We start from the raw sequence: 24,616 nt of genomic DNA, 5'->3' as shown, positions 1-24,616 counted from the left end.
TGTAAACTCCTCCTCACTTAATGATTATAAAAGGCCAAAAATAGGCGCAATGATACTGTCTAAAAATACAAATACATATGGAATGACAACATTAAAAATAGGTTGAATTGTATAATTGCTAAGCGGTGTAATAACAAGAATTAATAACGCTATTGCTCCATACTTTTCATACTGTGTCATTTTCGCACGAATATTTGTTGGTGCTAGATCTTCCACAACTCGATACCCATCAAGTGGCGGAATTGGCAATAAGTTAAATACAAGTAATACGATATTAAGCATAATAAAAATTCGGAAGAATTGAGCCAATGTATCTGCTACTGCAAATGGAATTGAATCTAATACACCAAATGTTAATAGGCTATACCAAATAATTAAACCAATTGCACTTAAAATTAAGTTACTAATTGGGCCTGCAATTGAAACTAATATCCCTGCAAGACGCGGCCTTTTAAAGTTATATGGGTTAACAGGAACAGGTCTTGCCCAACCAAAACCAAGAATTAATACAGCGATCATCCCAATAGGATCTAAGTGCGCCATCGGTGATAATGTTAAACGGCCTTGCTTCTTTGCTGTATCGTCTCCAAATTTATATGCAACATATGCATGCGCAAATTCATGCACTGATAACGCAATAATAATGGCCATTGCTACCAACGGAATTTGTTGCAATGGGTATCTAAATAACTGATCCATGATTCATCTCCTCTTCAATATGTCAAAAAAAGAAATTATTTGTTTTTTCGATTGTTCTTCCCCATAATCCGCTATAATAAGAGTGTAACTTACATAAAAGGAGCGATTATATATGCCATACGTAACAGTGAAAATGCTAGAAGGACGCACAGAGGAACAAAAGAAAGCTCTTGCTGAGAAAGTAACAGCAGCAGTAAGCGAAACAACTGGTGCTCCTGAAGAAAACATCGTTGTTTTCATCGAAGAAATGTCTAAAAACCATTATGCAGTTGGCGGAAAACGCTTAAGCGACAAATAATTTCAAGTTCTTTCATAAGAAGCAGCTCTTAGCTGCTTCTTATTTTTTTCCTTCTAGTAATTCGATGATTCTCTCTTTATATTTTCCTTTTCTTCCATCTTCATAGATTAAATCATGCGGATAGAATAGTTTTTGATCCCTTCTCTTCTTACCAGTAATTGCCTCAACAATATCCGATTCACGCGAAAGCTCTCTAAGCTCTCCATTTGGCATAAGAAGTAAGATTGGCAGACGTTCTTCTTCTTCACCAGCACGGTAAAAGTCATACGGTAAGTCTGACGTTGAATCAACTACTAAATAGTATTCTGGATCAAGTCCAATCTTTTTAAATAAGCTACTTAATTCCATCCAATTATCTAAACCGTGCTTATCTGTAAACTCTACATATTTAAATAGGTTTCGATTCATAAAACGACGGCATAAATCACTTAAAATTGGATCTTCTTCGTCTTGCCATACTTGGAAGTAATAATACATAACGTTCTCGTCTAACTTTAAATAATCCTCTACTGTAACTTCTTCTTCAAATAAAGAATAGAAATGAACCGGATGATTTTTAAATGTATAATACTTCTCATGCAATGATTTTGCACGGTGTAAAATCTTCGTTAAAATAACTTCGGCACTGCGCGTTACCGGATGGAAATATACTTGCCAATACATTTGATAACGACTCATAATATAATGCTCAACAGCATGCATACCACTATTTTTAATGACTACTTGATTCCCATATGGACGCATGACACGTAGTATACGTTCCATATCAAAGTTTCCATACTTTACGCCAGTGAAATACGCATCTCTTAATAAATAGTCCATACGATCTGCATCAATTTGACTGGAAATCATGCTAATCGCTAATTTATTCGTAGATGTTTTGGCGATTACATCGGCTACCTTTTGCGGAAAGTCTTTATCCACACGACTTAATATGCGATTAATTTCCGTATCTCCAACGATAATCTTTTGCGTAAATTTCTCATGATCTAATGAAAATACTTTTTCAAACGAGTGAGAAAATGGACCGTGACCGACATCATGAAGTAATGACGCACATAAACATAACAATCTATCTTCAGCATTCCAGTTCGGTCTGCCATCAAACACATCATCAATCATACGACGAATAATTTCATATACACCTAACGAATGAGTAAAGCGACTATGCTCTGCACCGTGAAATGTAAAAAATGTCGTTCCAAGCTGCTTAATACGGCGCAAGCGTTGAAATTCTTTCGTTCCGATTAAATCCCAAATAACACGATCGCGTACGTGCACATATTTATGTACCGGGTCTTTAAACACTTTTGTTTCGCTGAGTTTGTCGTTTAAATATACCACCTTCCGACATCCCCCTTTCTTTACTGCATTCTTACTATATATTATAAACGAAATAGGAAACAGAAAGAAATGAAAGACTATATTAATTGCCCTTATATAAAGAAAAAATCACTTTTACCGAAGTAAAAGTGATTTCTGTTTATACATTATTTCCCTAAAACGAATTCAGCAACTTCATCTAAGATCATTTCTTTACCTAGAGGGAAGTAACCTTTGTTTACGTCTTCGTTTTTAATTGTAAATACGTGGTTGTTTTTAACAGCGTTCATGTTTTTCCAAATTGATTCTTCTTGGAATTCTTTTAGACGTTGAGAACCGTCACCAGTTGTAAATACGAATAAGTAATCCGGGTTGTAATCGATTAAAGCTTCTTTTTGTACTTGTACTAGTGGTTTATCCGTTGGTGTACCTTTAACTGCTGGTAATTTTAAATCATTAAAGATTACGCTACCGTAACCGTAGTCACCGTATACGCGGAAAGCATTTGGATATGCAGCCATTTTCATAAATTTAGCATCGCCAGTTTTCGCAACGATTTTGTCATGTAATTTGCTTGCTTTTTCATCATACTGTTTGAACCATTCTTTCGTTTCTTTCTCTTTACCGAAGATTTGACCTACTTCTTCGAATTTCGGACGCCATTGGTCTAATGGAGTTTTTAACATAACTGTTGGTGCAATTTTAGATAATTGATCATAAATCTTTTCTTGACGATTGTTTACAAGAATTAAGTCTGGTTTTGCAGCAGCTACTGCTTCGATGTTAATTTTATCGCCCCAAGCAGAACCAACTGGTTTTACGTCTTTTAATTTCTTTTCAATATGTGCATCAATCTTTTCTTGAGATGTATTAGCAGTAATAATTGGTTTCATACCAAAGATTAATAATTCTTCTGTTGAACCACTAAGGTCAGCAATTTTCTTTGGATTTGCAGGAATTTTAATTTCCCCTTTTGCGTGTTGTACAGTGCGCTCTTCAGTCTTCGCATCCTTCGCATCTGCTTTCTTCTCTTCTTTGTTAGAACACGCTGCAAATAGTACAGAAGTAACGACTAATACCATTGCTAATAACGCCATTTTAAAATTCTTCATGTTCCCACTCCTTCTAGCTGTATTTCTCTTATAAGTTACAGTGAACTATAAGAAACAAGATTAACAATTAATAAATATATATTGATTAATTGTTGCTTATGCCCCGTTCTAACGGGTGTTCAACTTCCTATTTACTAATAAGAAGCTCAACGTCCATTAGAAGCCCCCCTCTTTACGAGGGGGATCTACTTATGCTTTTTTACGCAATTGATTACTAATCATCGCTAAATCATATGTTAAACAAATTGGTTTACAGTTTACTGGACACGGAACGATTTGAGCTTCAATCTCAAATACACTGCGAAGTGTTTCACTCGTCATCACTTCGTCTGGTGTTCCTTGCTTCATTAACCTACCTGCTTTTAATGCAATCATATGATCTGAGAAACGAGAAGCATGGTTTAAGTCATGGATAACCATAACAATCGTTCTACCTTCTTCTTCGTTTAACTTTTTCAATAAGTTTAATACTTCTAATTGATGAGCCATATCTAAGTACGTTGTCGGTTCATCTAATACGAGTAATTCTGTCCCTTGTGCAAGAGCCATCGCAATCCATACGCGTTGACGTTGCCCGCCTGATAACGCCTCTGCTGGACGATTTGCGAATTCTGTCATTCCCGTCACTTCAAGTGCCCAATGAATGTAACGATAATCCTCTTCTTTCAACGTTCCAAATCCTTTTTGATGAGGAAAACGTCCATATGAAACAAGTTCAAACACAGTAAGGCCAGTTGGCACTTCTGCAGTCTGTGGTAAAATCGCCATTTTCTTTGCGATTTCTTTCGTTGGCTGTTTCTCGATTGCTTTTCCGTCAAGATAAACAGTACCTTTTTTCGCCTTCAAAATACGAGAAGCTGTTTTTAATAATGTGGACTTCCCACAACCATTTGGTCCAATAATTGTTGTAATTTTCCCTTCCGGAATTTCAACTGTTAATCCATCAATAATTAACCCTTCATTATAGCCAACAGATACCGCATCAACTGCTAAAGTTGCCATACAAAAAGCCTCCCTTTATTTTGTCCTCATAAGTAAGTATATGAAATATGGTGCACCAATTACAGAAATAACAAGACCGACCGGTATTTCTGAAGTTGTTAACACACTTCTTGAAATTACGTCTGCGAATAAGAGTAAAAACGTCCCTATTAGTGCAGCGGTAGGCAGCATAATTTGATGTTTACCACCGACAAGGCGTCTAGCTAAATGCGGAGCCATTAAACCGATAAAACCAATTCCTCCGGCAACAGCGACAGATGCACCAGCTAAACAAACTGCAATAAATAATAATTTACGTCTTTCTTTTTCTACATTTACACCAAGGCCAACTGCTGTGGAGTCGCCTAGGTTCATTACGTTTAATATATGAGCCTTACTAATAGCAAGTGGCAAGAAAATAACCATCCATGGAAGTACACTTAGTACGAATTTCCAATCTGTGCCCCATAGACTTCCTGCTAACCAAATCGTAGCAAAACGGAAATCGTTAGATGTCATCTTCATAGAAAAAATTAAACTAACAGCACCAAACCCGGCTGCAACAGCAATACCGACAAGTATTAATCTCGTTGATGAAACGCCGTCTTTCCATGCTAGTAAATAAATAATAACCGCTGCTAATATCGCACCAACTAACGCAAAGAAAGGAAGGATAAATACAGATAAAAATGTACCAGTTCCAACTTTCCCGAAGAAAAAGTAAACGAAGATAACGACTGTTAACCCCGCTCCAGCGTTAATACCAATAATACCTGGATCAGCAAGTGGATTACGTGATAACCCTTGCAAAATCGCACCTGACATCGCTAAAGCAGATCCAACTAATATAGCAATGACCATACGCGGCATACGGAATTCAAATAAAATAACAGACTGATCTTCAGCCCCAAGTCCAACCAATGACTTTAATACGTCCATTGGCGGTATTTTAAATGTCCCTGTATTTAAACTTACTAAAAATACAGTAACGATTAATCCTACTAAGATTGTTAAAACAGAAACGTTCTTTTTTGTTAAGACACTTGTCCTCACATTTTCCCTCTCCCTTCGTTACGTGCTAAGTAGAGGAAGAATGGAACCCCAATTAGCGCTGTAATTGCTCCAATTGGCGTTTCAAACGGCGGATTAATAACGCGAGATAACATATCTGCACATTCAATTAACAGCCCACCTAAGACCGCAGAACATGGAATAACCCATCTATAGTCTGAGCCTACAAGGAAACGAGTCATGTGCGGGATTACAAGACCAACAAATCCAACCGATCCTGCCATAGAAACCGCAGAACCTGTTAACACAAGAACAAGTACTGTTCCGATAAATTTAATTAATGTCGTATTTTGACCAAGTCCAATCGCAATTTCTTCACCGAAGCTTAAAATTGTAATATACCTCGACATCATAATTGCAATAAAGAGACAAACAAGGCCAATTGGTACTAACATATTAATACTTTCCCATTTCACTCCCGCAACTCCGCCTGCATTCCACATACTCACCTCTTGGGCAAGGTTGAAATATAGCGCAATTCCAGATGAAATGGCCCCTAATAAAGCACTAATTGCTGCACCCGCTAAAGCTAACTTCACAGGTGTTAATCCACCTGGTGAAGAAGACCCAATTCCATATACAATGCTCGCTCCAAACGCAGCCCCAATAAAAGATGCGATAACGAACATTAAATAAGGTGAATTAGGGAAGAATGCATACATAATTGCAATTCCAAATACAGCTCCATCTGTAATTCCCATTAACGATGGTGAAGCAAGTGGATTTCGCGTCATACCTTGCATAATTGCCCCTGATACTGCTAAAAAGGCACCTGCAACTACGCCCCCTATTGCTCTAGGCATGCGAAGTTCTTGAATTACGTTATGATGCGTAATAGAACCGTCAAACTGAAACACAGCTTGCCATACAGTCTTTAAACTAATATCTGCAGCACCAAACGAAATAGAAACTGCCATGCTTAAAGCTAACAAAACTGTACCTGCTACTAAAATAATAGAAGCAACGAGCGGCCTGCTCTTAATCTCTTTAACATTCACATCTTGCTGTTCTATACTCCTTGCGCTCGCTTCCATACCTCAACCATCCTAACCAACAACATATATTTAATGAAATGAAATTTATTCTCAAATAGTAATAAAAAATTAGGTTAATCGACCTTTTCTTGATAATGATTATCAGAATCACACACTTTCTATTCTACCTATCGCTTCAAAAGACTGTCAACCATTATTTTGAAATATAAATTTATATAAATTGAAATTTGAATGAATAGATGATGCCCCTCCTTCATTGAATGTTAATCTACTCAATTGTATTTTCGTAGAATAACTCATTCCTCGTATGGACATAAAAAAAGAAGAGTAATCTGTTCACTCTTCTTTTTCTTACTTATTTAACTTTGCTTCAATTTTTACAATTAATTCATCTTCTGTTGGAGCCGCGACTGGACGATTATTTACAAATGCGAATGATTTTTTACGACCAGGACCACAGTAAGACTGACATGCAACTTCAATCGTTGCACATGAATCTACTTTTTTTAACTTTGGAATCAACGTTTTAACGTTCGTTGCCTGACAATCATCACACACACGAAATTCGTTCCCCATTATATAACACTTCCTCTATTTTAAACTTTTCTCAAGTACATTTAAAAATAAACACTAAATGGTATTTTACCGCTCTTTGAAGCTCGTTGCAAGTTTCCCTTTAAAGCTCTTTCTTCATATAATGCTACATATTTATATGTTCTCCTACAGAAGCTTACGTCATTCTTGGCAAAATTTATACCTTTCATCGAAATCTACCATATTTTTAAAAGCTTTGTATAAAAGCTCATTTTTTTGCCCATTATAAAAATAGGAAGTTCATAAAAAGAAAGGGAGTTGAATCTATGAAAGTAAGACAAGATGCTTGGACGGATGAGGATGATTTATTACTTGCTGAAACTGTACTTCGTCACGTTCGAGAAGGAAGTACTCAATTAAATGCATTTGAAGAAGTGGGTGATCAATTAAATCGTACATCGGCTGCCTGTGGTTTCCGTTGGAATGCTGTTGTTCGCTATAGTTATGAACAAGCTCTTCAACTAGCAAAAAAACATCGTAAAGATAAAATGCGCGCTGCAAGCGGTGAACAAGCGAAAAAACGTTTACTTTATACACCACCAGCTTCAGATTCGATAACTGATTATGAAGAATTCGTACAAGAGGAATCAATTGTACAATATAAAGAAGCTATTCCATATAAAGAAACTACCGTTCCTGCTACAAAAAGCTCTATGACAATGCAAGATGTTATTTATTTTTTACAAACAGTCGGATCTTCAAATATAAAAGTGACAGCTCTTGAAAACGAGAATACGAGATTGAAACAAGAGATTAGAGCACAAATCCTTCGAAATGAAGAACTAGAAAAGAAACTAGAAAAATTAGAAAAACAATCTCATACTGTACAAGAAGATTACGAAACACTTATGAATATTATGAACCGAGCTCGTAAGTTGGCAGTCATGGATGACGAAGAACGTTCTCAAACATCTTTCCGAATGGATCGAAACGGTAATTTAGAAAAAATTGCAGAATAGAAAGGATGCATGTAATGCATCCTTTTTTAGTCTTTCATCTTTAAACTTTCCCTTTATATGCGAGAAAACCCCCTTCTTCATTTTTTGCTATAATAGAGATTGTCATTTTAAAGATAAGGGGTTAGTTATATGAGCAATTCCCGTTCCATTTTATCTCAGCCAGAGTGGCGTATTGTAGATCAGTCTAGTTTGGGACCAACATTCCATGCATTGCAGTCATTCGCAATGGATGACACACTGTGCACAAGCATTGGAAATGGTCAATCAGCTGCAACAATGCGTTCTTGGGTTCATTACAATACAATTGTTCTTGGCATTCAAGATTCACGCCTACCACACTTGGAAGAAGGTATTTCCTTTTTACAAGAAAACAACTTCAATGTTATCGTTCGTAATTCCGGTGGACTTGCAGTCGTACTTGATGAAGGTGTTTTAAACGTATCACTTTTATTCCAAGAGACAGAAAAAGGTATCGATATTGATCTTGGATACGATACAATGTGGCATTTAATTAAGGAAATGTTAAACGATTACGATGTTACAATCGAGGCAAAAGAAATTGTTGGTTCTTACTGTCCTGGTAGCTATGACTTAAGTATTCGCAATCAAAAATTTGCTGGCATTTCACAGCGCCGTATTCGCGGTGGTGTCGCTGTCCAAATTTATCTCTGCGCTACAGGAAGTGGCTCTGAGCGTGCCGCACTCGTTCGTGATTTCTACAACCTAGCCATTCAAGGAGAAGAAACACGCTTTACGTATCCTGAAATTGTACCGAGTACGATGGCTTCACTTTCAGAATTACTTGGCGAAACTATTACAGTACAAGATTTAATGATGCGCCTTTTAAAAACACTGCAGCAATTCGCTCCAAAGTTAACACCATCTCAATTAACAATAGATGAAATACCTTTATATGAGACGAATTTACAACGTATTATTGATCGTAACAATAAAGCACTTGGCTTAGAAAAATAAAGACCGTCGCTATAATAGCGACGGTCTTTATTTCGATTCATTATAGAATTAAAGTGCTTGAGCTGCTGTAATTAAAGCTAACTTGTACACTTCTTCTTCGTTACATCCGCGAGATAGATCATTTACAGGCATATTTAAACCTTGTAAGATTGGTCCTACTGCTTCGAAGTTACCTAAACGTTGAGCGATTTTGTAGCCAATATTACCAGCTTCTAAGCTTGGGAATACGAATACGTTAGCATCACCTTTAATTGTAGAACCTGGAGCTTTTTTCTCAGCTACAGACGGTACGAATGCAGCATCGAATTGGAATTCTCCATCTAAAGTTAATTCAGGAGCCATTTCTTTTGCAATACGAGTTGCTTCTACAACTTTTTCTGTTTCTGGAGATTTCGCAGAACCTTTTGTAGAGAAGCTTAACATAGCAACGCGTGGATCAATACCGAATAGTTCAGCAGTTTTCGCACTCTCGATACCAATTTCAGCTAAATCTTGGCTGTTTGGTGCAATGTTAATTGCACAATCAGCGAATACATATTTCTCTTCTTCACGTACCATGATAAATACGCCAGAAGTTTTTGTAACGCCTGGTTTTGTTTTAATGATTTGAAGTGCTGGACGAACTGTATCAGCTGTAGAGTGAGCTGCACCACTTACTAAACCGTGTGCTTTACCCATGTATACAAGCATTGTACCGAAGTAGTTTTCGTCTTTAAGGATTTTGCGAGCGTCTTCTTCAGTTGCTTTACCTTTACGGCGTTCAACGAAAGATGCTACCATTGCATCCATTTCTTCGTATGTAGCTGGGTCATAAATATCAACGCCTGCTAATGTTAAATTCATGCTAGCAGCTTTTGCGCTAATTTCTTCTTTATTACCAACTAAAATTGGTTGTACTAACTCTTCTTTTGCTAAACGCTCTGCAGCGCCTAAAATTCTTTCATCAGTTCCTTCAGGAAGTACGATAGAAATGCCTTTTCCTTGAACTTTTTCTTTTACTGTTGTAAATAAGTTGCTCACGAATAAACCCTCCTACATATGTTAAAAAACTCTATCTTTAAGAATACTGCTTTTCCTCTATATTTTAAACTTATAGCTCCCAAAAAATAGATAAAATTAAAATGATTATATTTTCATAAAATTCAGCCTAGAAATAAATCCCCTTTAAGCCTTATCTTCTCCTATTTTCAAGTAAATTTAAATGTGACAATTTTATGCGCTAAGGTTTTATATAGATGATTTTAAAACTATATATGCTATAGTTAACGTGTAAAACTATCATTAACTGAGGTGAATAGAATGAGTGAAGCAACAACAACGTTAGATGGCTGGTATTGTTTACATGATTTACGTTCTATTGATTGGGCTGCCTGGAAAACATTATCTAGCGACGAACGCGGACAAGCTGTGTCTGAATTTTTAAATGTCGTTGAAAAATGGAACGAAGTATCTACTGCGAAAAAAGGTAGTCATGCAATGTATACTGTTGTTGGCCAAAAAGCTGATATTATGCTTATGATTTTACGCCCAACAATGGAAGAGTTAAATGAAATTGAGACAGAATTGAATAAAACAACATTAGCTGAATATATGGTTCCTGCATACTCTTACGTATCTGTTGTTGAACTAAGCAACTACCTTCCAGCTGATGAAGATCCATATCAAAACCCACAAATCTTAGCTCGCTTATATCCAGAACTACCAAAAGCAAATCACATTTGCTTCTACCCAATGGATAAGCGTCGCCAAGGTGATGACAACTGGTACATGCTTCCTATGGAAGAACGTAAAAAAATGATGTACAGTCATAGTAAAATCGGTCGCCAGTACGCAGGTAAAGTACGCCAAGTTATTTCAGGATCAGTTGGATTCGACGATTTTGAGTGGGGCGTAACATTATTCGCTGACGATGTTCTTCAATTTAAAAAACTTATATATGAAATGCGCTTCGATGAAGTAAGTGCTCGTTATGGTGAATTCGGAACATTTTTCGTTGGAAACATTTTACCAGACGAAAAGGTAGAGAAGTTTTTACACATATAGAGTGAAACTTTAATCAGTGGGGGTTTTGTTCATCCCCACTAATTATTAGCCTTCACCAATCGGGCTTTTACAAGCAGTTGATCGCCCATCTAACTTCTTTGCTTTCGCTTAATTTTTAGGTGAGGATCTTACTGCCCGGCAAATAGCGGGGCAAATCGTAAAAAAGGAACGAATTTCGTTCCTTTTTTTATTACCCTCTATATTTCTCCTCAAAATACTTCCTTTCTCTGCAAATTCGAACAAAAATCGACAAATTCTTTTCAATTTCCTTACAAAATTGTAACCTTTCTATATCCAAATTTATGCTAAAATGGTACGAGCTACATGCTAATAACGATGCGAAGGTGATAATCTATATGAAGAAAATCTTGTCTATTTTACTAGCGTTTTTATTGTCAATTTCTTCCTTAGGAGTAACAACATCCCATGCCGAAGAAAAAATACACATTGAGGCGGCAGCTGCACTTTTATTTGATGCAGATACAGGAAAAATACTGCATGAACAAAATCCAGATGAATTACTAGCTATTGCTAGTATGTCAAAATTAATTGTTGTTTATGCCGTATTAGAAGCAATTAAAGAAGGAAAAATTACTTGGGATACAAAGGTAAACATTTCTGATTATGCTTATGAAGTTTCACGTAATAATGAATTCTCTAACGTTCCGTTTGAAAAGGGACGTCAATATACTGTAAGAGAATTATATCATTCTATCGTTATCTTCTCTGCAAACGGATCTAGTATTGCCTTAGCAGAACTTCTTGCAGGAAGTGAGAAGAATTTCTTGAATCTTGCAAATGAACATGCAAAAAAACTAGGGTTAAAGAAATATAAATTTGTAAACGCTACTGGGTTAAATAACGCTGACTTAAAAGGAAAACACCCTGAGGGAACGGATCCGAATGGAGAAAATTCCATGTCAGCTCGCGATATGGGTATGCTTTCAAAAGCAATGATTACAAAGTATCCAGAAATGCTAGAGGATACAAAACAAAGATTTAGAAACTTCCCAGATAATCATCCGAAACCAATTCGTATGGAAAACTGGAACTGGATGTTACCAGGTGCTGCTTTCTCTTATGAAGGAACAGATGGTTTAAAAACTGGTAGTTCTGATACCGCTGGATATGGATTCACTATTACTGCTAAACGTGGTGATGTACGTCTTATTTCAGTTATTATTAAAACAAAATCAATGGACGAGCGCTTCACAGAATCTCGTGAATTAATCGAATACGGGTTTAATAACTTCGAAAAACAAAAGTTAAAAGTTGATAAAAATAATACAATCTCTGTAGTAAAAGGGAAAGAAGATCAAGTGACTGTTACACCGGAAAAAGAAATAACAGTAATTGCGAAAAAAGGTAGCAAAGATCCTTATAAAATTGGGACTGAAGTAGATAAATCTCTTGCTGAAGATGGACATTTAGTTGCTCCTATTAAGAAAGATGCCAAAGTAGGCTCAATTACTTTAGAATCAACTGATAAATATGGTTTCTTAGACGGTAGTAAAAGTATGAAAGTTACTGTAAAAACGACAGAAGAAGTTGAAAAGGCAAATTGGTTCGTATTAACAATGCGCTCTATCGGAGATTTCTTCTCAAACTTATGGTCTAAAGTATTTTAATGATGGAAAGCTAGCTCACGCTAGCTTTTTTTATTTTCCTCTCTCCATGTAAAACTTCGTTTGGTTGTCATATCTGAGTCCTTTTTCTCATACGTATGAACTAGTAATCGTTACACACTTCATCTAGAAATAAACCTCTTTCCACAAGGTATTCCAAAAAGAGAGGTGACACATAATGGGTGTTATTGCTTATAACGAAGAAGATGTAAAGTTATTAGCTAGACTGATGCGTGCTGAAGCCGAAGGAGAAGGACAACAAGGAATGTTAATGGTCGGAAACGTAGGGGTAAATCGTGTCCGCGGAAATTGTTTAGATTTTAAAAAAATACGTAATTTACGTCAAATGGTTTATCAAAATCCTGGCGGTTTTGAGGCAACGCAAAAAGGGTATTTTTATCAGCGTGCAAGAGAACAAGATATCGCATTAGCAAGGCGAACGATTCAAGGACAACGTTTTTGGCCTGCAAATTTCGCCTTATGGTTTTTTAGACCTGAAGGTCCTTGCCCACCAACTTGGTATGACCAACAAAACTCTGGACGTTTTAAAAAGCACTGCTTCTTCCAACCATCTGCCGGGGATTGCCCTAGCGTATATTAAGGAATGAAAACGAGGAGGGATTTTTGAATGGCACAGCAACAAAACCCGTATTATGGAACAGGTTTTTATCAACCATCTGGAACTTATGCACAACAGCAACAAATGACCCCACAGCAACAGCAACAACAGCAAGCGATGCAACAACAAGCTGCGCAAGCTCAATATGCCGTCTCTCAAGGCATGTTACCATTAGAACAGTCGTATATTGAAAATATTCTTCGCTTGAACAAAGGCAAGCAAGCCACCGTAGTAATGACTTATGAGCGTGGTAGTTCACTCGGTACACAATCTTATACAGGTATTATTGAGGCAGCTGGACGTGATCACATCGTTATTAGTGAACCGCAATCGGGGAAACGTTTTTTACTACTAATGATTTACTTAGATTATGTAGAATTCCCAGAAGAAATTATGTATTTACCTAGTCAACAAGCAACTTATGCTCCAAGACCATAAAAAAAGCTGGCATATGCCAGCTTTTGTTTTTTTATAAGCCTTTTACAACTGCAGTTCCGACTAAGATCCATGCCACGATAAACGCTACACCACCAAGAGGTGTAATTGGGCCAAAGAACTTAATACCTGTCGTACTTAATGCATACAAACTACCTGAAAACATAATAATCCCAGCTACCATAAGCCAGCCAGCAGTAGTTAAAAGTGATGATTGAATTTTATCCATCAATAAAGCAACTACGAATAGTCCACCGGCATGAAACATTTGATATGTAACGCCTGTTTTCCAAACTTCTAACATTTTTGCAGAAACTTTATTTTCTAAACCGTGTGCTCCAAAAGCCCCTAACGCAACAGATAGCCCTGCCGCAATACAACCTAGTAAAAAGAAAATTTTCATCTTAATTCCCCTTTTTTTACCTTTATCATAAGCAATTTTTTCATATAAGCCAAACGATTTATCTTCTAAAAATCAAATAAAGAATTACCGTTTGCGCCTTCTTCTTTTATATAAACAGGTTCTCCAGAAACCGGCATAACTGGTTGAACTGTCGTCATAGGCTGAGATCCAATTACTTGTGATGGAATCTCAGGTTCTCTATACATAGAAGGCTCAGCTTGTTCATCTAATAATAAATCACATAACGCTCGCACAACTAATAAATGCGCTTTTGATTGTTGCTCTTCACTGCTTTTTGCCTTTGCAATTTCATTCGCCATTTTATTTAAAATCTTATCGCTCGATATTTGCATTCCTTGTCACCTCTTACTTTGTAGTTCTTTCTCAAATTGTCCTAGCTTCTCTACTGAACCAAACACTATTATCATATCATGTTCTCGTAGTTTTTCCTGCCCCGTTGGATTATGTATAACATCCCCATTTCTCAAAATCGCTAAAATTGTTACATCAAATTGATTTCTCACATCACTCTCTAGTAACGATTTACTAGCTAAAATAGAACCTTTGCCGACTGCAATTTCTTCAATTACAAATGACTGTTCCACGCCATATAGTACTGTATCAATATAATGAACTGTTAGCGGATTCGCAATACCTTTTGCAATATGAATTCCTGCCATGCTAGATGGATTAATCACCTTATTTGCCCCAGCACGCTTTAATTTGTCTTCAGTTTCCGGTTTTTCCGCCCTTGCCGCAATTTTAATTGCATCGTTTAGCCCTCTTGCCGTTAATGTAATAAATACATTTTCAGCATCATTTGCTACGATAGCAACTAAACCGGCTGCCTTTGAAATTCCCGCATGATGTAAAACTTGGTCTTCCGTTGCATCTCCGTGTACATACAAAAGTCTTTCCTTCTCTAATATACTTTCATCTTTATCCACGACGACAAATGGAATTTTCTTTTCTTGCAATTCATGTACAACTTGAAGCCCCACTCTACCACAACCACATACGATAATATGATTTTGTAACTGTGCTATTTGTTTATCCATCTTCTTCCTCCGTACTGCATGAAATAAATTCCCTTCAATAATCATAGCTGCCACTACACCAATTGCATACGTAACAATACCGACTCCAACCGGTATGATAAGAAGCGCAAAAACTTTTCCTGCCTGTGTTACAGGAACAGCATCTCCGTACCCAACAGTTAATACAGTAATCATCGTCATCCAAAATGCTTGAAACAAACTAATCTCTTCAATCGCCATAAATCCTAACGTTCCTAGAATTACAACAAAGGTCATACATATAACTGCTATCCATAATTGCTTCCGTGCATTCATATCGTGTTTCAACTCTTTTCTCTATCTACAATCTTTGCCAGTGGAAATGAAATACATATATACTAGATACGGAATCTATGAAAGAGGTTGATATAATGAAAACATTTCTTTCCGCCTTACAATGGGCGCTATTTATTTTAGCTGGGAGCCTTATTGTACCAATTAGCGTCGCAACTAATTATGGTCTCGATGGCGCTGAAGCTATTGCATTCGTACAAAGAACATTATTTGTTCTTGGCTTTGCCGGCCTACTGCAAGCTATATTTGGGCATAAACTTCCTATTCAAGAAGGTCCTGCAGGCCTTTGGTGGGGCATTTTCTCTCTTTATGCAAGTTTAGGTGTCGTATTATTTGGATCCAGCAACGAAACGCTTAAAGTACTTCAGTACGCCTTCCTATTAAGTGGTATCATTTGTATTATTCTTAGTGTTTTTGGACTCATCGATAAACTAGTGCGCTATTTTACACCGACAGTAATTGGAACATATTTATTTCTTCTCGTCGCGCAACTTAGCGGGTCCTTCTTAAAGGGAATGTTCGGTCTTGACGGACAACATACAGAGGTACAAGCTGACGTATTTATTCTTTCACTCATTGTTATTTTACTATCCTTTTTCATCATGAAGCTACCTATTATTGGACAATATTCCGTTCTTTTCAGTATCGTCTGCGGCTGGATATTATTCGCATGCTTCGGATTATCAAATCCAGTAACGCCTGTGACAGATATAATCCGTTTTCCGTCTCTATTTGTTTTCGGAATGCCTCGTATTGAATGGAACATGGCAATTACGGTAGTTTTCGTTACACTATTACTTCTAACAAATATGTTAGCAAGTATTCGCGTTGTGCAAAGGATTGTCTCTAAGTATGAAAAGAATGCAGCACCAGATCGTTTCAAACAAGCCGGTATTATAACAGGAATAAATCAATTGCTAGGAGGCCTTTTTTCAGCTATTGGACCTGTCGCGATTTCTGGATCAGCAGGATTTATTGCAACGACTAATATTTATAAACGACTCCCATTTATGTTAGGGTCAAGCTTTATTATTTTCGTTAGTATATTCCCAAAGATTACTTCATTCTTTGCGGCGATACCTGTCGCAGTCGGATATGCTGCCATTTACCCTGTATTTGCAAGCATGATTGGCCTTGCCTTTCGCGAATACGAAACAGTACAAGATAAAGAACGGTTATTTAAAGTAGCAGGTCTTTCAATCTTTACAGGAGTCGGAGTTATGTTTGTTCCAGCAGGAGCATTTTCTACACTCCCGCCGTTTCTAGCATCGTTTTTAAGTAACGGTCTTGTTCTTGGATCTGTAATGGCAATTTTACTCGAAATACTATTTTCTCGTTCTACAGAAAAACAACCATCTTAAATTGGAAAACTTCCATTATTGCACTCTATCTTTAGAGTTGTTACGATAATGATAAAGTGCAACTTTAATCAATGAGAGCTATTCATCTTTAATAATGATTAGCTCTCACCGATCGGGCATTAGCAGTATAAATTATCATGGGCAACGTGCTCGTGATAATTTATACTAAAAATACAGAACTTCTCCTAGCTTCACATAAAGAAGTTCGATGTCTTACTATATATTCCCCAATATCTTCATAAAACTTTATTTCTATTTCAACAAAGAGAGGAATTTTCAATATGACTTATAAAATGATTGTTTTAGACTTAGATGATACTTTATTACGTGACGACCATACCATTTCACCTCGTACGAAAGAGGCTCTAATGACTGCACAAGAGCAAGGTGTAAAAGTTGTACTTGCTTCTGGACGTCCAACATTTGGTATGCGCAATGTAGCGAAAGAACTTCGTTTAGAAGAATACGGTAGTTTCATTCTATCTTTTAATGGCGCAAAAATTATTAACTGTAAAACAAGCGAAGAAATCTTTAGTAGTACGCTATCTCCTGAAATCGTTCACAACCTATTTGAAATTAGTAAGACTGAAGATGTATGGATTCATACTTATATTGGCGATGATATCGTAACAGAAGAAAATAATCCTTATACTGAAATTGAGGGCGATATTACTGGTATGCCAATTGTTGTAGTAGATGACTTTAAAGCTGCTGTTAAAGAGCCTGTAGTAAAAGTATTAATGAATAAAGAAGCTGAACGACTTGTTATAGTAGAAAAGAAACTACAAAAACAACTAGAAGGCCAATTAAGCGTTATGCGTTCTAAACCATTCTTCTTAGAATTTACTGAAGCTGGTGTTACAAAAGGAACAAGCTTAAACCAACTGATTCAAAAACTTGGCATTAAGCGCGAAGAAGTTATCGCAATGGGCGATAGCTATAACGATCAGGCAATGATCGAATTCGCCGGTCTTGGTGTTGCAATGGGCAATGCACCAGATGATATTAAAGAAATTGCAAACTATGTAACAGATACAAATATGAACGATGGCGTTGCAAAAGTTGTAGAGAAGTTCGTACTAAAAAGAGAAGCACTTGTTTAATATTTTCACTCATAAAACCTATTTGAAGTCAAACACTTCAAATAGGTTTTTATTTAAATTCTCATGCTTTTGTGACTATTTTTTGAACTTTGCACTATTCTCGTAGTGTAAACTTTCTTTTTGTATATAATGGAACAAAACAGACTATTTTATTTTGAAAAAGAATACAAATTTACTATATACAAGCATACATTAAAGGAGGCTACTTCATGTTATCTACACCAATCGGACGATTAAGAGCAATCGGCTTAATTGAGGGGATTTCTTTCCTATTACTATTATTTGTAGCAATGCCATTAAAATATTTTGCAGGATTTGCAACAGCCGTTAAAATTACAGGTATGGCTCATGGTGTTTTATTTATTCTATTTATCTTTGCGGTAATTCAAGTAACAATCGTACACCGCAAATCAATTGCATGGGCACTTGGGGCATTTGTTTCATCAGTTATCCCATTCGGTACTTTTGTACTAGATGCAAAATTAAAGAACGAACAACAATAATAGCAAAAAGGTAGTTAACGACTGTTAACTACCTTTTTTATTTACAAATTTGGAATTTCCCAATCAATTTCTCTCTCGCCCATATTAGCTAAAATCGTATTTACTTTAGAGTATGGCTTACTACCAAAGAAACCACGTCTTGCCGATAATGGGCTCGGATGTACAGACTCGATAATATGATGCTTCGTATTCGTAATTAACTTTTTCTTCGCCTGTGCATGACGTCCCCACAATATGAAAATAACCGGTTTTTCACGTTCATTTAATAGCTCAATTACACGATCTGTGAAATACTCCCAACCTTTTCCCTTATGAGAATTTGCTTCACCTTGTCGAACTGTTAATACCGTATTTAATAATAAAACCCCTTGCTCTGCCCACTTTACTAAATAACCGTTATTCGGGATTTCATAACCATATTCATCTCGAAGTTCTTTATACATATTTAGCAATGACGGTGGCGTTTTAATGCCGGGCTGTACTGAAAAGCTTAAACCATGTGCTTGATCCGGTCCATGATATGGATCTTGCCCTAAAATAACGACCTTTGTATTTTCATAACTTGTATACTCTAGAGCGCTAAAAATATCTTCTATCCTTGGATAAACAACATGTGTACTGTACTCTTCTTTCAAAAAATCAGCCAGCTTACGATAATATTCTTTCTCAAATTCTGGTACCAATAATGGCTCCCAATCATTTTTTAAAACATTTTTCATGCTTTCACTTCCCGTCCAATTAATTCACCATATCCTGTTTTGTAAATACTACAAACGAAATAATAAGGGATATAACTGCCCAAACCGTTAAATTCATTAAAGAGAACCCCATCGATAAGCCTTGTAATGCAGGTAATTTTCCTGATAGATAGTCTGTTAATGATAAATTCACACTAAAAATATATTTCGCACCCTCCCAAGATGTTGCAAACGAGCTTAAAATGCCACCTGCGATTAATGCGGCTAACATAACGCCCATACCGGCTGGTGTATTTCGAATTAAAACAGAAACCATAAATGATATAGTTCCGACAACGATAGCAACAAACCAAGCTAACCCATACGCCATCAAGACGTATTGCCACTGCGGAATAAGGTGTACAAAATTCGTATTTAACGTTTCCTTATCAATAACAAACCCAGTTAAAACAGGCAAATTCCATCCCGAGTATCCAAATACAAGCCCAGATAATATGTAAGCAAACAAACCGACAAGAAGCAGTATGAGTGAAATGAAAAATAACATCGTCACGTACTTACTAAGAAGTATTTTCCAGCGCCGAATCGGCCGTGTAAGTAGCATCTTCATCGTTCCATCACTTCGCTCTCCTGAAACAATATCGATAGCGACAATCATTACGAGAAGCGGAATAAACAATGTAATTCCTTGCTCAATAAACGCCCTTACAAAAGTGGGTGCGCCCGGTGCCATCGGGTTAATATCATGATCTAAATAATATTGTTGCTGCTCCACTCTTACCTTTAGCCAATCACGCCATTCTTCTGGTAGTCTAGAATTGTTCAAGCGGTTTTGAGAATCAACAATTTGTTGTTGTAATGAAACTTTCCAATCCGTCGTACCGAGCCTTTTTTGTGTCGTTTCTACTTCACGATACTGCGCATACACGAAAAGTGGGATCAAGATTGCTAAAATAAGCATGACAACAAAAATACGTTTCTTACGATAAATTTTTTCCGATTCATTTAAGACTAGATTCGCAAATTCACGCATGCTGCTCACCCCTTGTGAGTTCAATAAATAAATCTTCTAGCGTAAATACAAGCTCCTTAACGCTATGTACATCTATCCCGTTTTCTACAAAATGTTTATTCCAATTACTTATAGATGCGATATTCATGCGGCATAGTAATCGATCACCTTCTATACTCACTTCTCTTACTTCCTCAGCATCTTCTAGCATATTTTTCGCCTTAGAAATCGGTGTAACAATCCATTCTACACGATCACTTGCTGTTTTAATTAACTCTTCAACCTTGGCAACTGTTATCATCTTTCCTTTATGAATAATAGCAACGCGATCACATATCATTTGCACTTCACTTAGCAAATGACTTGAAATAAACACACTCATATTTTCTTCTTTCACAAGCTTATGTATAAATTCCCTAAGTTCTCTAATCCCAGCTGGGTCTAAACCATTTGTTGGCTCATCTAATATGAGCAATTTTGGATTTCCAAGAAGCGCTTGCGCAATACCAAGACGCTGTTTCATACCGAGTGAGTATGTTTTTACCTTATCGTGAATTCTTTCATCTAAATGAACCATTTGAGCAATTTCAATAATACGTTCATCTGATATACCACCTAACATACGGGCAAATTGTTTTAAATTTTCCCATCCCGTTAAATAGGTATACAGTTCTGGGTTTTCAACGATACTCCCAATTTGACGCATCGCTTCTCTGAAATTTTCCTTAATAGAATAACCGCCGATAGAAATCGTGCCTTCTGTTTCTTTAATCAATCCAACTAACATTCGAATTGTAGTTGTTTTTCCGGCACCATTCGGCCCTAGGAAGCCGAACACTTCCCCTTGTTTTACATCGAAGGAAATATTCTCTACAATTGTCTTCTTTCCAATTACCTTCTTCACGTCACGTACGGAAAGTATCGTCGTCATTTTACCCCTCCTTGTTCTAGTTTTAATTTACTCGCAACATTTTGAACTAATCGGTCCGCCATATATGTATATCCTATTTCATTCGGATGGAAATGGTCGGAGTATAATAAATCTTTCCCACGGTTTTGGAATAAATCAAATGTCGGTGTAATATACACATTTTTATTATTTATCGCTAATTTTTCTAAAGATGCATTCCAGTCTACAACGATGTTTGAAGAACCTTTTAAATCTTCTACATCTTCAAAAGGATTGTATAAACCAAGCCAAAAAATAGGGCTATCTGTATTTAACTTACGAATTTCTTCTATTATTTTCTTCGCTTCATTTTGGAACGTCGCTGTATCAGGACGATATGTTTCTAAATCTATCTTTTCAAGCGATTCCCACCCTGGAAATAAATCATTTCCTCCAATTGTTAAAACGATTACATCTGCTTGCTTAATTGAATATTGAGCGCCACTACTCTCAATTTGTTTTAATAGGTCGGGCATTTTTGCACCACTAACAGCTAAGTTTGTTAATGCAACCTTTTGCTTATAATCTTTTTGTAAATCTTCTTTCATCCGTCCAACATAGCCAATTCCTTCTTTATCACCAACACCGCGTGTTAATGAATCACCTAAACTAACGATTTGTAACGTTCCCGTTTTCTTTTTCTCTTTTGCCACTACATCGGTCTTTTTAATTAAATTTGAAGCTTTCGGATTTAATACATCATTTACACCTGAAACAAAGCCATATGCAAATAAACAGAAAGATGCAATTGTAATGAGTAGAATTACTTTTACTACTTTTGATCTCATATCAAAACCCCTTTTAGCCCTCATAGATTGTCCATAATTATACCAAACGCAATTTTGAAAAGCGATTTTCAAACCTTATCTATTATGTTGTTTCCCTATGTACTAATTCTGGCAATAACTCTACGTGCCTTATATCGATTTGCTCATCATTAATCTTTTCATATAATAATTCAAATGCCTTCACACCAACATTTTTACTACAATACGAAATCGTCGTAATGCCTAAAATATCTGCCACATCTTGATCATCACAACCGATAATCGTAATATCTTCCGGAATACGAATGCCTTGTTTTTTCGCTTCCGTTACCATCCCCGCGGCAATATGGTTGCAAGATACAAGAAACGCTGTTGGTTTTACTGACATACGTGTCCATTCCCTAATCACATTACGCCCATCTTCCACTGTAAAACAGCCTTTAAACTTCCAAGCCTCTATCGGTGTTACAGCAATCTGTTGAAGCGAATCTTCATATGCTTGTTTTCTTCTCTGACTATTAATGCTATTACTTCTTCCAATGCAATACCCAATACTTGTATGGCCCGCATCTATTAAGCTTTTCATTCCGCGCGAAAACACTTTATAGTAATCAATATGCACACTCGAAATGAAATTCGAGTCGATTTCTTCGCACATAACAATAGGGCCGAATTTCGTATATTCTTCAAGCTTTTCCTTACTATTCGCCCGCGAACATATAATAACCCCATCAAGTTTTTTCATTTTTAACATATTTAAAATTTCTAATTCCCTTTCCTCACTATAATTCGTCTGACAAAGCATCATATTATAATTATTCTTTGCTGTTTCCTTTGATATTCCCTCGATAATAGCGCTATAATATTGATCATTTACGTGCGGTAATAAAACGCCAATTACATTCGTTTTTCCTTTCACTAAATGAATTGCATTCACATTTTGCGTATAATTTAATTCTTCTATAATTGCTAAAATTTCTTTTCGTTTCTGTTCATTCACATATGGATGATTATTTAGTACACGTGAAACAGTTGAAACAGATACCCCAGCAAGCTCAGCAATCTTCCTTATATTCGTCATCTCATTTTCCCCTTCCCTGCAAAAATTCTCCCTTGACCTGGTAAGCTTTCCACAATATATCCTTTCCTAGCAAATACATTTTGAAAGGATATACAACTATGCTTCGATTCAAATTAGAATATATATTTTTCATTGGCGGTCTACTCACTCTCGCCATCGGTATTAATATGATGACGACAATTACTTCCTTTGGACTTAGCCCTTATGATTCCTTCTTTATTGCACTATATCAAAATTTCGGGATAAGTATCGGTTTTTGGATTTTCATGATTAACTTTGCATTTACTCTTATCGTACTCTTTTGGAATAAAAAACAAATAACAATTGGTACAATTGTAACGATGGTTCTTATTTCCCTTTTTGTTGATTGGATTGGTTCCATTCCAACTATTATGGACGCTATCCGTTCTCTTCCAAAATATATAACACTTATTTGCGGAAATCTATTCGTTGGAGCTGGGATTGGTCTTTACGTCTCTACAAACCTTTGCGCAGCACCTCAAGAAGCTTTCGTTTTAACGGTTGCTGAGAAAAAGAAATGGACATTTAGAAGAACAGAAATTTCGTTAGCGTTTTTATTTTTAACATTAAGCTTCCTATTAGATGGACCTATCTATTTTGGAACAATCATCTTATCCTTTACAACAGGCTGGATTATCCAAGCATTTATTCAAATTGGTACGAAGATTTTAAATAGAAAAGAGCCTATTAAGCAAGCTGCTTAACAGGCTCTTTCTGTTTTATAAGAAGAGATACTACTTAGCATCCCCTTCAATTCGATAGTTTGCTTTCAAACAATCTATTTCTTCATACCCTTGCAACGTATGTAGAATATAATCATAATCAGCAAGAGACGCACGATGCGTCACAATTACAATTTCAGCCTTCCCTTTCTCTTCAAGCGGCATTTGAATAATCTTTTCAAAGCTAACGCCACGCTCAGAGAATAATGAAGTAATTTTTGCAAATACACCAATTTCATCTTTTACATGAAGTCTTAAAAATTTCTTCACAACAATTTCGTCTGGCTCTTTTAATACTTTTTTATACTGCGGGGATACCGCACTATTTCCGTTTACACCTAATCGAATATTTTGCATTACAGCTACTAAATCTGAAACAACAGCTGTTGCTGTCGGTAAACTTCCTGCACCTGGCCCATAAAACATCGTTTCTCCGACCGCTTCACCATACACATATACAGCGTTATATTCGTTTTGTACGGCCGCCAGAGGATGTGTATTTGGAAGTAGTGTCGGTTCAACTGTCACCTCTAATTTTTCACCATCTCGCTTCGCAAGACCGATTAATTTAATCGTGTATCCTAAACTCTTACTGTATTCAATATCTTCTTCTGTAATAGAAGTAATCCCTTTTACCTTCACATCTCCAAGCTCTACATTTGTAGAAAAACCAAGGGTCGCCAAAATCGTCATTTTTCTCGCTGCATCTAAACCTTCCACATCTGATGTTGGATCTGCTTCTGCAAATCCAAGTTGTTGGGCTTCTTTTAACACGTCGTTATATGCTCTCCCTTCATCTGACATTTTCGTCAAAATAAAATTTGTAACTACTCAGCTTTTTCAGACAAAAAAGCAGGCCAAATACATGTTTCCGATTTGAAAACATGAAAAAAAATA

The 24,616-nt window shown here is 36.5% G+C and carries 27 protein-coding genes and 1 pseudogene; 11 read left to right on the top strand and 17 right to left on the bottom strand.

All coding sequences use genetic code 11. The features are described from left to right. Positions 1–24: 24 nt before the first annotated feature. Positions 25–699: a site-2 protease family protein gene (locus JDS99_RS24370; RefSeq protein WP_000372469.1), complete on the bottom strand. Its 675-nt coding sequence runs from the start codon at positions 697–699 to the stop codon at positions 25–27. Between the two features lie 112 nt (positions 700–811). Between JDS99_RS24370 and JDS99_RS24365 the strand changes: the two genes are divergently transcribed. Continuing rightward, entirely contained in the window at positions 812–997 is a 186-nt protein-coding gene (locus JDS99_RS24365; protein WP_001147171.1) for a 2-hydroxymuconate tautomerase, read from the top strand. 39 nt (positions 998–1,036) lie between these two features. Here the strand turns inward: JDS99_RS24365 and JDS99_RS24360 are convergent, their stop codons facing one another. From JDS99_RS24360 to JDS99_RS24335, 6 genes are all read right to left on the bottom strand, one after another. Continuing rightward, positions 1,037–2,341 carry an HD domain-containing protein gene (locus tag JDS99_RS24360; protein ID WP_000262747.1) on the bottom strand — a complete coding sequence of 435 codons (1,305 nt, stop codon included), beginning with the start codon at positions 2,339–2,341 and terminating at the stop codon, positions 1,037–1,039. A gap of 146 nt (positions 2,342–2,487) precedes the next feature. Further along, entirely contained in the window at positions 2,488–3,432 is a 945-nt protein-coding gene (locus tag JDS99_RS24355) for an ABC transporter substrate-binding protein (protein ID WP_087983731.1), read from the bottom strand. A gap of 189 nt (positions 3,433–3,621) precedes the next feature. Continuing rightward, entirely contained in the window at positions 3,622–4,434 is an 813-nt protein-coding gene (locus JDS99_RS24350; RefSeq protein ID WP_199695840.1) for an ABC transporter ATP-binding protein, read from the bottom strand. Positions 4,435–4,449: 15 nt separating this feature from the next. Beyond that, positions 4,450–5,466: a FecCD family ABC transporter permease gene (locus JDS99_RS24345; RefSeq protein WP_001260777.1), complete on the bottom strand. Its 1,017-nt coding sequence runs from the start codon at positions 5,464–5,466 to the stop codon at positions 4,450–4,452. After that, positions 5,463–6,518: a FecCD family ABC transporter permease gene (locus tag JDS99_RS24340; protein WP_000388283.1), complete on the bottom strand. Its 1,056-nt coding sequence runs from the start codon at positions 6,516–6,518 to the stop codon at positions 5,463–5,465. Before JDS99_RS24340 ends, JDS99_RS24345 begins: the two co-directional genes overlap by 4 nt. A 312-nt stretch (positions 6,519–6,830) precedes the next feature. Further along, the gene (locus tag JDS99_RS24335) at positions 6,831–7,055 is read right to left on the bottom strand and encodes a YuzB family protein (RefSeq protein ID WP_000526075.1); all 225 of its coding nucleotides are present in this window, start codon (positions 7,053–7,055) and stop codon (positions 6,831–6,833) included. A 284-nt stretch (positions 7,056–7,339) separates the two neighbouring features. Here JDS99_RS24335 and JDS99_RS24330 point away from each other — a divergent pair, with 284 nt between their 5' ends. Both JDS99_RS24330 and lipL read left to right on the top strand, forming a co-directional pair. Beyond that, a complete protein-coding gene (locus tag JDS99_RS24330; RefSeq protein WP_087981931.1) occupies positions 7,340–8,032 on the top strand; it encodes an RsfA family transcriptional regulator in 693 nt (230 codons plus the stop codon). A 129-nt stretch (positions 8,033–8,161) separates the two neighbouring features. Beyond that, positions 8,162–9,007 carry an octanoyl-[GcvH]:protein N-octanoyltransferase gene (gene lipL, locus JDS99_RS24325; protein WP_098082157.1) on the top strand — a complete coding sequence of 282 codons (846 nt, stop codon included), beginning with the start codon at positions 8,162–8,164 and terminating at the stop codon, positions 9,005–9,007. Positions 9,008–9,055: 48 nt separating this feature from the next. Here the strand turns inward: lipL and pta are convergent, their stop codons facing one another. Next, on the bottom strand, positions 9,056–10,027 hold the full coding sequence (pta, locus tag JDS99_RS24320) for a phosphate acetyltransferase (protein ID WP_000067226.1): 972 nt from the start codon (positions 10,025–10,027) through the stop codon (positions 9,056–9,058). A 279-nt stretch (positions 10,028–10,306) separates the two neighbouring features. Here pta and hemQ point away from each other — a divergent pair, with 279 nt between their 5' ends. The 4 genes from hemQ to gerQ all read left to right on the top strand — a co-directional run bounded on the left by hemQ (position 10,307) and on the right by gerQ (position 13,732). Next, the gene (gene hemQ / locus JDS99_RS24315) at positions 10,307–11,050 is read left to right on the top strand and encodes a hydrogen peroxide-dependent heme synthase (RefSeq protein WP_001287602.1); all 744 of its coding nucleotides are present in this window, start codon (positions 10,307–10,309) and stop codon (positions 11,048–11,050) included. A gap of 356 nt (positions 11,051–11,406) precedes the next feature. Then, the gene (locus JDS99_RS24310) at positions 11,407–12,678 is read left to right on the top strand and encodes a serine hydrolase (protein ID WP_199695838.1); all 1,272 of its coding nucleotides are present in this window, start codon (positions 11,407–11,409) and stop codon (positions 12,676–12,678) included. A 175-nt stretch (positions 12,679–12,853) separates the two neighbouring features. Then, positions 12,854–13,276 carry a cell wall hydrolase CwlJ gene (gene cwlJ, locus JDS99_RS24305; RefSeq protein WP_000538157.1) on the top strand — a complete coding sequence of 141 codons (423 nt, stop codon included), beginning with the start codon at positions 12,854–12,856 and terminating at the stop codon, positions 13,274–13,276. Between the two features lie 27 nt (positions 13,277–13,303). Further along, positions 13,304–13,732: a spore coat protein GerQ gene (gene gerQ, locus JDS99_RS24300; RefSeq protein ID WP_000068635.1), complete on the top strand. Its 429-nt coding sequence runs from the start codon at positions 13,304–13,306 to the stop codon at positions 13,730–13,732. A gap of 31 nt (positions 13,733–13,763) precedes the next feature. Here the strand turns inward: gerQ and JDS99_RS24295 are convergent, their stop codons facing one another. From JDS99_RS24295 to JDS99_RS24285, 3 genes are all read right to left on the bottom strand, one after another. Then, the gene (locus JDS99_RS24295; protein WP_000688322.1) at positions 13,764–14,132 is read right to left on the bottom strand and encodes a DUF423 domain-containing protein; all 369 of its coding nucleotides are present in this window, start codon (positions 14,130–14,132) and stop codon (positions 13,764–13,766) included. Positions 14,133–14,197: 65 nt separating this feature from the next. Next, entirely contained in the window at positions 14,198–14,485 is a 288-nt protein-coding gene (locus JDS99_RS24290; protein WP_199695836.1) for a YwdI family protein, read from the bottom strand. A gap of 6 nt (positions 14,486–14,491) precedes the next feature. After that, complete coding sequence (locus JDS99_RS24285; protein ID WP_199695835.1) at positions 14,492–15,484, bottom strand: potassium channel family protein; 993 nt, start codon at positions 15,482–15,484, stop codon at positions 14,492–14,494. 95 nt (positions 15,485–15,579) lie between these two features. Here JDS99_RS24285 and JDS99_RS24280 point away from each other — a divergent pair, with 95 nt between their 5' ends. From JDS99_RS24280 to JDS99_RS24270, 3 genes are all read left to right on the top strand, one after another. After that, positions 15,580–16,863 carry a purine/pyrimidine permease gene (locus tag JDS99_RS24280; RefSeq protein WP_046955487.1) on the top strand — a complete coding sequence of 428 codons (1,284 nt, stop codon included), beginning with the start codon at positions 15,580–15,582 and terminating at the stop codon, positions 16,861–16,863. A gap of 281 nt (positions 16,864–17,144) precedes the next feature. Then, the gene (locus JDS99_RS24275; RefSeq protein ID WP_199695834.1) at positions 17,145–17,966 is read left to right on the top strand and encodes a Cof-type HAD-IIB family hydrolase; all 822 of its coding nucleotides are present in this window, start codon (positions 17,145–17,147) and stop codon (positions 17,964–17,966) included. A gap of 209 nt (positions 17,967–18,175) precedes the next feature. After that, positions 18,176–18,469, top strand: coding sequence for a DUF3817 domain-containing protein (locus tag JDS99_RS24270; protein ID WP_000953389.1), 294 nt, complete (start codon positions 18,176–18,178; stop codon positions 18,467–18,469). Positions 18,470–18,510: 41 nt separating this feature from the next. Here JDS99_RS24270 and JDS99_RS24265 read toward each other — a convergent pair whose 3' ends face one another. Genes JDS99_RS24265 through JDS99_RS24245 form a run of 5 tightly spaced genes read right to left on the bottom strand, consistent with a single transcriptional unit; the run spans position 18,511 to position 22,976 of the window. Beyond that, positions 18,511–19,188 carry a uracil-DNA glycosylase gene (locus JDS99_RS24265; protein ID WP_199695833.1) on the bottom strand — a complete coding sequence of 226 codons (678 nt, stop codon included), beginning with the start codon at positions 19,186–19,188 and terminating at the stop codon, positions 18,511–18,513. Between the two features lie 19 nt (positions 19,189–19,207). Then, on the bottom strand, positions 19,208–20,200 hold the full coding sequence (locus JDS99_RS24260) for an ABC transporter permease subunit (protein WP_097906811.1): 993 nt from the start codon (positions 20,198–20,200) through the stop codon (positions 19,208–19,210). After that, positions 20,193–21,110: an ABC transporter ATP-binding protein gene (locus tag JDS99_RS24255; RefSeq protein ID WP_088608211.1), complete on the bottom strand. Its 918-nt coding sequence runs from the start codon at positions 21,108–21,110 to the stop codon at positions 20,193–20,195. Before JDS99_RS24255 ends, JDS99_RS24260 begins: the two co-directional genes overlap by 8 nt. After that, positions 21,107–21,988: an SGNH/GDSL hydrolase family protein gene (locus tag JDS99_RS24250; RefSeq protein WP_176551453.1), complete on the bottom strand. Its 882-nt coding sequence runs from the start codon at positions 21,986–21,988 to the stop codon at positions 21,107–21,109. Before JDS99_RS24250 ends, JDS99_RS24255 begins: the two co-directional genes overlap by 4 nt. A gap of 10 nt (positions 21,989–21,998) precedes the next feature. Further along, positions 21,999–22,976 carry a LacI family DNA-binding transcriptional regulator gene (locus tag JDS99_RS24245; protein ID WP_088065057.1) on the bottom strand — a complete coding sequence of 326 codons (978 nt, stop codon included), beginning with the start codon at positions 22,974–22,976 and terminating at the stop codon, positions 21,999–22,001. A 98-nt stretch (positions 22,977–23,074) separates the two neighbouring features. Between JDS99_RS24245 and JDS99_RS24240 the strand changes: the two genes are divergently transcribed. Continuing rightward, positions 23,075–23,701, top strand: coding sequence for a YczE/YyaS/YitT family protein (locus JDS99_RS24240; RefSeq protein WP_088065058.1), 627 nt, complete (start codon positions 23,075–23,077; stop codon positions 23,699–23,701). Between the two features lie 30 nt (positions 23,702–23,731). On the opposite strand, the pseudogene JDS99_RS24235 reads toward JDS99_RS24240, so the two are convergent. Beyond that, positions 23,732–24,544: pseudogene (locus tag JDS99_RS24235) on the bottom strand (homoserine dehydrogenase); the annotation flags it as partial. Positions 24,545–24,616 lie beyond the last annotated feature (72 nt).

This window comes from Bacillus cereus group sp. N6 (assembly GCF_016483705.1).
Classification (GTDB): domain Bacteria; phylum Bacillota; class Bacilli; order Bacillales; family Bacillaceae_G; genus Bacillus_A; species Bacillus_A wiedmannii.
This window is presented reverse-complemented; position numbering and strand designations above follow the sequence as displayed.